The sequence below is a fragment of the Haliscomenobacter sp. genome (assembly GCF_040403615.1).
GTDB lineage: Bacteria > Bacteroidota > Bacteroidia > Chitinophagales > Saprospiraceae > Haliscomenobacter.
Genome location: NZ_JBBAKG010000177.1, coordinates 1 through 7,617, shown reverse-complemented (window position 1 = coordinate 7,617; position 7,617 = coordinate 1). Strand labels below are relative to the sequence as shown.

The window sequence follows — 7,617 nt, the reverse complement described above, 5'->3', positions numbered from 1 at the left end:
CTGAAAGGTTGTCAATATTGCTGTAGTTGATCATTTGACTGGCGAAGCCCCCATTGATCTGGAAGGTACCTTCGTTGGTAAGCGAAGCCCCAACTGCGTTGACAAAGCCGTGCCCGGCAGTAGCGCCTCCTACAGTAAAAAGACTACTTTTACCACTTTTGTTGCTAATCGAACCTCGATTGTACAGCCGCACGTTATTCCCACCGCTAACACTAAATGTTGCATTATTGGTTACCGAACCCGTTGGGTAGTTGATAAAAGCAGTATCTACTCCATCGGATACAGTAAAAGTACCACTGGTATTGGTAATGGAACCGAAGTTAATCAGGCGGTTACCCAATCCATTGATCAGTGAGAAAGAACCCTCATTGATGATTTGAGCATTCAACTTATTGACAAAAGCGTCATTGTAAGCTGAATCAACCAGAACTGTTCCTTTGTTGGTAAAGATGCCTTCATTGGTAAAACCATCGGCATCACTGCCCACTACATTTAAAGTGGCAGATGAATTGATGGTCAGAGAGGCTCCAGCTTGCAAAACAACTGATCTTGCCCCCGCTGTACCACTTGCAATTACCGGAAAATTTCCAGACGCCCCAGATACATCCGGAATAATCACATGATCACCGGTGATTGAACCTTTTTGAGGAGGAATATTTGGCGTTCCACTCGAGGTAGTCCAGTTACCAGCGGTATTCCAATCAGCACTTACCGCTCCAGTCCATTGCACCGTATTTCCAGCTACGTTGGTTGCAGCTTTGAAGGGTTTGGGCAAACTGGTGGGAAATAAATGAGCAACCGATACCGGCAAATGGGTGAGTAAGCCCGGTGAGGTTTTAGGTGCGTTTGTGTTTGGCCGAGGGGCTGCAAAAGCACAAAAGCACATAAACACACACAGTAAGCTCAATGCAGTGGAGCGTAAAGTGAAGGTCATCTTGTAAGATTTATGAAATATTATTGTGCAAATTTAGTTTTTTTTCAATAAAAAAAACTAAACGGTGCCGATATATTAGAAAAAAGTTCAAAATAAATACATCCCATTCAAAATAATATTTGCTTCAATAAATCTTTATTTTGCAGCCTAATTCCACCAAAAAGCCTCTAATGGATTCTTCAACAGTTTTGACCCCCAGTATCCCAATTGATCAGCAAGCTCAACAACAAGTGTCAATTCTTGGATCCAAGTCTGCTTTGCATAAAATTCAGTTAAGTGGCCGGATGTTCAATCTTTTCTTATGGATAGTCTTCACTATTGCGGGTATCTTTTTGCCGCTTAGTTTGGGGTTAGGCATTTTCATTTTAGGGCTGGTCAATTACCTTATTTTACTCAGTTTTCGTTTAGGCAATTTTTTTTCCACCAAACACCCCACTCCACCACAGGCCCTTGCCGTCCCAGACCATCAACTACCTGATTTCAGTATCATTTTTCCGCTAAAAAATGAAAATGAGGTTATTCATCAAACCATTCAGGCATTACAAGCGCTGGATTATCCTGCCGAGTTGATCCAAGTCATCGTGGTAGTAGAAGACAGCGATCAAGTTACCCGTTCCAGTTTGCAACAAATCAAATTGCCTGCGCATTTTGAAGTGCTGGACATCCCTGAAATGCCGCCTTTCACCAAGGGAAGAGCACTCTTACATGCCTTAGCTTTGGCAAAAGGCACTTACATTACGGTATATGATGCAGAAAGTCGTCCTGAACCCCAACAATTGCGCAAAGCAGCCTTGAGTTTGATGAATGCATCCGGAGAAACCTGCTGCCAAGCCAAAATCAGCATCTCAAACCTTCAGGAAAATTGGATCACCCGAAATTTTGCAGGAGAGTACTACGAATGGTATGAGCAGCATTTGCTTGAACTTTCCAGTGCGAATTTGCCATTTGGATTAGGCGGTAATTCCTTTTTTATTTCCAAAAAAGCCCTGATTGATGCGGGAGCCTGGGATCCTTTTAATGTAACGGAGGATGCCGACTTAAGTGTGCGATTGGTACAAAATGGGGTTCAGCTCAGCATTTTGGACAGCTATACCACCGAAACCTGCCCCGAACAAGCCAGGAACTGGATCAATCAGCGTACCCGTTGGAACAAAGGTTTGTTCATTACCCAGTTGGTACATTTAAAAAGAACCCTTTTTGATCCACATTTTAAACTCAGCGGTTGGTTGAGTTTTTGGCTGCGGATGATTTGTGCATCGCTATTGCCTTTTTTCAATATCTACGTTGCCCTGTATATTTTGCTGGGGGACCTGCCCTTTTTGCTCTCCGCTGTTTTCAGTTTGATACTGTGGGTATTATTGGGGGTCAACTTATTGCTCTCCTGGATCATCAACATCATCACTTACCGGCGCTTGGGAATTTCTCAATCTTTTCTGCTTACTTTTTGGGATTCATTTCGCTATTTGTTTCTACACATCATTGCTGGATATAAGTCTTTTTGGGAATATTTTATTGCCCCTTTGCAGTGGAATAAAACGGTTCATTGACCAGAACAAACCCATCCCTAATTACTTATCCAACAATGGATTGACAGATGTAATCCGGGATAATTCCGGAAGAATGGATGTTCATATCCGCTTCGCTGGCGCTGGTATTTCCGCTGAGTACAAGTGCCGTTTTGATGCCAAACTTGTTCCCGCCCAGAATGTCGGTATGCAGCGTATCCCCTACCATCAAGATGTCTTCTTTGCCATAAATACGCTCTGGGTGGTTGATGTCTTCAAACGCGAAATTGAACATCTGGGTGTCAGGTTTACCAAAATGGATGAACCGCTTGTTGATGATGCTCTCTACCAGTTTGGCAATGCCGCCAGTGGCAATTGAAACATCATTTTTGGCAACTGGATAAAAGTTATCTGAGTTGGCCACGATGATGGGGATGTTTTTTTTGCGAATCAGATTTACCGTTTTATTGATGTCGTAATTCCAGTCGAAGCCCTCATCGTCCAGAAAAACCATCGCTTTGATGTCGTCAAGATCGTGCTTGTCGAGGTCGGCAATGGCCACACTTTCCAGGTTGGCCTGCAAAATGTAGTGGGCTGCATTGGGCGTACCCAGGTAAGCTACTTTGCCCCCTTTGATTTTGAGTTGCAGGTACTGTTTGGCCATCATCCCGGAAGTGATGATTTTTTCGGGCGGTATGCCTACCAATCCAGCCCGCACAAAAGATTCGGCTTGCTGTTCCTGACTACGGGAGGCATCGTTGGTCAGGATGCGAAATTCGATACCCCGTGATTGAATGAAATCGAGCGTTTCCTGAACCCCTTCGATCAAGCCCCGGTAATTTTTCAAAACGCCATAGGAGTCCAGAAAAACCACTTTGAAGTTTTCTACCACTGCCAAAAACGAATCCATTTTTTCCATGTCATCAAATTTTTAACGCCTTGAGTAAGATTTCGGGGTTGAAACCATTTTCAATGGATGAAAAATGGGTTTCCATCGCTTCTTGCTGAAGTTTGATGGAATAGTTTTGGGCAAAAAAGTAGGTACCGTAGTCAATGACGTAATGCAATAAAAAGAAGCGGTACACTTCTTTCAGACTGCGAATCTCCGTTTCGTTCAAGGGGTAATGGCTATGGTAGGACTTGAGAAACAGCATAAACCGATCTTCAGTCAAAGGGCCAATGTTGTAGGTAAAAACCGTACGATCTCCCCGATCAGAAACGACCCGGCTAAAGAAATAAAAGTCCAGCATGCGATTGCTGACCCTAAACCAGTCGTAGTCCCACCGGGAAAACAAGCGCAAGGTAGAACTTACCGAAAAGTTTCCAATGTTCCAGTCTACAAATACTGGAATCTGATCCAGGCGATGCATGCGCAAGACATCTTCATTTTTGTAAAAAAGATCGCATTGCCTGCGGATTTCGTCCTTGTCAATGTGGGTCCCCAAGCGGCTGTTTTTCCTTTCCACCACTTCCATCAAATGGTTCACGTCGGTGTGCATGGTCTTCGAAGAACTCGGCAAGGTATTCCGAATGCTGTGGCAGGTTTTGTGAAACAAGGCAAACTCCTTGCCCAATTTGATGATGTGTTCTTCTTCCAAACGCCGAGGCAAGCGGGTTTTGATGCGCACTGCCCGATAAAAGACTACCCAAACGTCGGTATCCTCATGGATGTAACGGTGCACAAACAAGCTGTGGCCTTTGATCAGCGAACGCGCCAGCAGGTTTTCAAACGGAGCAGGCAAATTATTCGCCAATACATTGATGATGCGGTGATCCTCTACAAAATGTTCATAACGACCAAAGTAAGACAACTTGGCAATGACGAAGCTTTTGTCTGTGAAAGTCACTTTGTACACATGATTCGTAGAAACCTTGGCGCTGATGTCGGTAGTCGATTCGATCACACGTGAAGGATCGTAAGCCATCCAGGCGTAGCGGATAATGTCGTGGTAATTGGGTTGCATGGTCAGGGTTGATAGTTGAAAAGTTGATAGTTGAAGTGAAATAGATCAATTCCGGAGAGTGTAAGTTTCTTTTCAACCCTTCAACTTTTCAACTTTAAACTTTTAGATGATTTCAAAATACCGCTTTAGTTCCCAATTGCTTACAGCCTGACTGTATTGCCGCCATTCCCATTCGCGGGTTAGGGTAAAATGCTCAACAAAGGCTGCTCCAAAAAGGGCCACTGCGATGCTGGAGTTTTTCATTGCCTGGGTTGCTTCATGCAGGGATTCCGGGAATGGCGCATTGTGGGCGTTGTCGTATTCACTGCCCTGGGTTGGGGCTATTTCCAGAGGCAATTTGTGCTTTATTCCGTAAAGGCCCGATGCCAAACTGGCCGCCAATGACAGGTAAGGGTTGCAATCGGCACCAGGCACCCTGGTTTCCAGGCGCATCGACTTTTCGCCGTGGTTGATTACCCGCAAGGCAGTGGTGCGGTTTTCAATGCCCCAACTGGCGCTTACCGAAGCCCAGGATCCCTTGATCAAGCGCTTGTAACTGTTGACGGTAGGCGCATACATCGGCAGGATATGGGGCAAACAATGCAGTTGTCCTGCTACATAATGCTGCATCAATTCGCTCATCTGATGGAGAGCAGCTGCATCGTAAAATAGATTCTTTTGTTGTTCCAAATCCCAAAGACTCTGGTGGATATGCCCGCCACATCCGGGCAAGTGTTCGCTCCATTTGGCCATAAAGGATGCAATGAGGCCATGCTGATTGGCAATTTCCTTTACCCCCGTTTTGAACAAAACCGCACGGTCGGCAGCTTCTAATACATCACTGTAAAGTATACTGCCTTCGTATACGCCTGGCCCGGTTTCGGTATGCAGCCCCTCCAACGGGATGCCAAAGGCATGCAAATCATCGTAAAGTTGATGAAAATAGGCATTGTTCATCGATGGCCGCAAAATGGAATAGCCAAACATACCAGGAGTGAGCGGTTCGGGGTCTACGTATTTTTTGTCTTGCAGGCTTTGGGGGGTTTCCTGAAAGTTGAACCATTCAAATTCTTTGGCAAAAATGGGGTTGAGTCCCATCTCCAGGCAGCTTTGCCGGATGGTTTTCAACAGGGTACGCGGGCATGCCTGGCGCACTCCTGATGGATCCTTACTGAAATCAGCCAGAAAAAAAGGCAAATCACCCTCCCAGGGAATGTGGCGGAGCGTATCCAGATCGATGCTGCAAAAGGCATCGGGATAGCCGGTATGCCAGCCGCTGACTATCGAATTGTCGTAACACACATCACTTGAATCCCAACCAAAAATCACATTGCAAAAACCAAGTCCTTCTTCCAGCCCTTTCAAGAACTTGGAACGATGGATGATTTTGCCCCGCAAAACGCCATCGATGTCCACAACGGCAAATTTGATTTTTTCACTGGGCTGTGCGTTGAGTTGGGCAATGATTTCTTGATGAGTCATGGAATTCAATTTGGCGGCAAATTACAAAATAGAAATGACTCATTAGACTTGTTGTAACGGGAGTCTGCTTGGATTTGGCCTACTTTTTCCCTTCCATCAACTCATCAAATGCGGCATTTACGCTCCGTTCGATACCTTGTCCTTTCCACTCCTCGGCACCGGGGATGCTTTGCAATTTGGCTTCGGCGAGTTGTTCTTTGGTTTTGCCCGCCTTAATTTCTTTTTTTACAAATTTAAGCAATTTGGACAAGTAGTTTTGCATGGCGGCCAGGTCTTGTTCCGTGCCGGTAACGGGAATTCCATCGGCAGAGTGGCCGAAAACGAAAAGGGTATCTTTGCTGAAGGTTTTACGAGCTTTGCCCAAAGCTTCAATCCAGTTGGAAACCGAAGCGCCTGAAGTCTTATCTACAAAGGGAAACCGACGGTTGAACATCAAATCGCCACAATGCACCACGTTGGCATTTTCAAAATGCACAAATGAGTCGCCATTGGTATGGCCAGGGCCAAAGTAATGCATGCTGAGGGTTTCCGCACCTACTTTTTGCGACCAGGTTGTGTCGAAAGTAGTGTCTGGATACAATTGCTTGTCTTCCGCTTTGTTGGCAATCGCCACGCGTTCCTGATTGGCACGGGAGTTTTTGTGGGCTACCACGCGATTGACGATGTCTTTGAAGGCAATGTTTCCACCAGAATGATCGCCATGGTGATGGGTATTGACCAACAGATCGATGCGCCGATCGCTTTGCTTGCGAATGGCTTCGATCAAATGCGGTGCGGTGTCGGGAAATTGGGTATCTACCACAATCAGACCTTCTTTATCGATCATCCAGGCAATGGTACCGCCGCGTTCGGTAAAGATGCCCACATTGTTGCGCAGGATTTTCATTTCGCCCGCAGGAAGCAACAATTGCGCCAACCAGGTGCTGGGCAATACCGATGCACCAATGGCAAAGGAAGAAGTTTGAAGGAATTGACGGCGGTGGAGAGACATGAGTGTGATTTTAGGGTGATTAAAGCAGCAAAATAGCACTATGTATTGAAGATTCTATACGTTTCATCGGAAAACCGACCACAAAATGCAAACAGATAAAAAACAGCTATAATATAGTAATTTTTTTTAACACTCAATATTAAGTTAAAAGAATCTTCCTTTAAATCTTGATCTCATTTTGCAATCCAGTATGAACAATACATTAATTGATAAAAAAAGTAAAACTTCCTTGTGCACGTTTAGTTAGGCTGATGAATTTCAATTCGACAACTTTCAAAACCAAACAAAATGAACATCGTAGAAACCGCAGTAGCCAATGGCTCATTTAAAACACTTGTTGCCGCAGTGACCGCTGCTGAATTGGTAGAAACACTGAGTGGTGCAGGACCGTTCACTGTATTTGCTCCCGTAGACGATGCATTTGCAGCGTTGCCAGCTGGTACGGTAGAATCTTTGATCTTACCTGAAAACAAAGCCCAATTGGCTGGTATTCTGACTTACCACGTAGTAGCAGGAAAAGTAATGTCAGGCGATTTGTCTGACGGCATGGTAGCTGCAACCGTAAACGGAGGCAATATCACGATTCACATCAAGGATGGCAAAGTATTGATCAACGATGCTGAAGTAGTAATTGCTGACGTAGAAACAGACAATGGCGTTATTCACGTCATCAACAAAGTTATTCTTCCAGCTTAATATTCAGTGGAATGAATGTTGTGAAAATGGTATGACTGTCACATTGGGACGGTTATACCATTTTTT

At 44.9% G+C, this 7,617-nt stretch carries 7 protein-coding genes; 2 read left to right on the top strand and 5 right to left on the bottom strand.

Going from position 1 to position 7,617, the window contains the following annotated elements; translation table 11 throughout:
- A partial coding sequence (locus tag ABW391_RS27895) for a hypothetical protein (protein WP_502916361.1) occupies positions 1 to 934 on the bottom strand: 934 nt, incomplete at its 3' end.
- Positions 935 to 1,104: 170 nt separating this feature from the next.
- On the opposite strand from ABW391_RS27895, the gene ABW391_RS27890 reads away from it, so the two are divergent.
- On the top strand, positions 1,105 to 2,481 hold the full coding sequence (locus ABW391_RS27890) for a glycosyltransferase (protein WP_353485191.1): 1,377 nt from the start codon (positions 1,105 to 1,107) through the stop codon (positions 2,479 to 2,481).
- 25 nt (positions 2,482 to 2,506) lie between these two features.
- On the opposite strand, the gene ABW391_RS27885 is transcribed toward ABW391_RS27890, so the two are convergent.
- The 4 genes from ABW391_RS27885 to ABW391_RS27870 all read right to left on the bottom strand — a co-directional run bounded on the left by ABW391_RS27885 (position 2,507) and on the right by ABW391_RS27870 (position 6,855).
- The gene (locus ABW391_RS27885) at positions 2,507 to 3,358 is read right to left on the bottom strand and encodes an HAD-IIA family hydrolase (protein WP_353485190.1); all 852 of its coding nucleotides are present in this window, start codon (positions 3,356 to 3,358) and stop codon (positions 2,507 to 2,509) included.
- Positions 3,359 to 3,362: 4 nt separating this feature from the next.
- The gene (locus ABW391_RS27880; protein WP_353485189.1) at positions 3,363 to 4,403 is read right to left on the bottom strand and encodes a hypothetical protein; all 1,041 of its coding nucleotides are present in this window, start codon (positions 4,401 to 4,403) and stop codon (positions 3,363 to 3,365) included.
- A 102-nt stretch (positions 4,404 to 4,505) separates the two neighbouring features.
- Entirely contained in the window at positions 4,506 to 5,864 is a 1,359-nt protein-coding gene (locus ABW391_RS27875) for a glutamine synthetase family protein (RefSeq protein ID WP_353485188.1), read from the bottom strand.
- A gap of 79 nt (positions 5,865 to 5,943) precedes the next feature.
- Positions 5,944 to 6,855 (bottom strand): MBL fold metallo-hydrolase, encoded by a 912-nt coding sequence (locus tag ABW391_RS27870; RefSeq protein WP_353485187.1) that lies wholly within the window; start codon positions 6,853 to 6,855, stop codon positions 5,944 to 5,946.
- Between the two features lie 255 nt (positions 6,856 to 7,110).
- Here ABW391_RS27870 and ABW391_RS27865 point away from each other — a divergent pair, with 255 nt between their 5' ends.
- A complete protein-coding gene (locus tag ABW391_RS27865; RefSeq protein WP_502916362.1) occupies positions 7,111 to 7,551 on the top strand; it encodes a fasciclin domain-containing protein in 441 nt (146 codons plus the stop codon).
- The last annotated feature ends 66 nt before the right edge of the window (positions 7,552 to 7,617 follow it).

Excerpts from the sequence above, each read along its gene's own strand:
- ABW391_RS27870 (WP_353485187.1), bottom strand. The coding sequence starts at position 6,855 with ATGTCTCTCCACCGCCGTCAATTCCTTCAAACTTCTTCCTTTGCCATT.
- ABW391_RS27890 (WP_353485191.1), top strand. The coding sequence starts at position 1,105 with ATGGATTCTTCAACAGTTTTGACCCCCAGTATCCCAATTGATCAGCAA.
- ABW391_RS27880 (WP_353485189.1), bottom strand. The coding sequence starts at position 4,403 with ATGCAACCCAATTACCACGACATTATCCGCTACGCCTGGATGGCTTAC.
- ABW391_RS27885 (WP_353485190.1), bottom strand. The coding sequence starts at position 3,358 with ATGGAAAAAATGGATTCGTTTTTGGCAGTGGTAGAAAACTTCAAAGTG.
- ABW391_RS27875 (WP_353485188.1), bottom strand. The coding sequence starts at position 5,864 with ATGACTCATCAAGAAATCATTGCCCAACTCAACGCACAGCCCAGTGAA.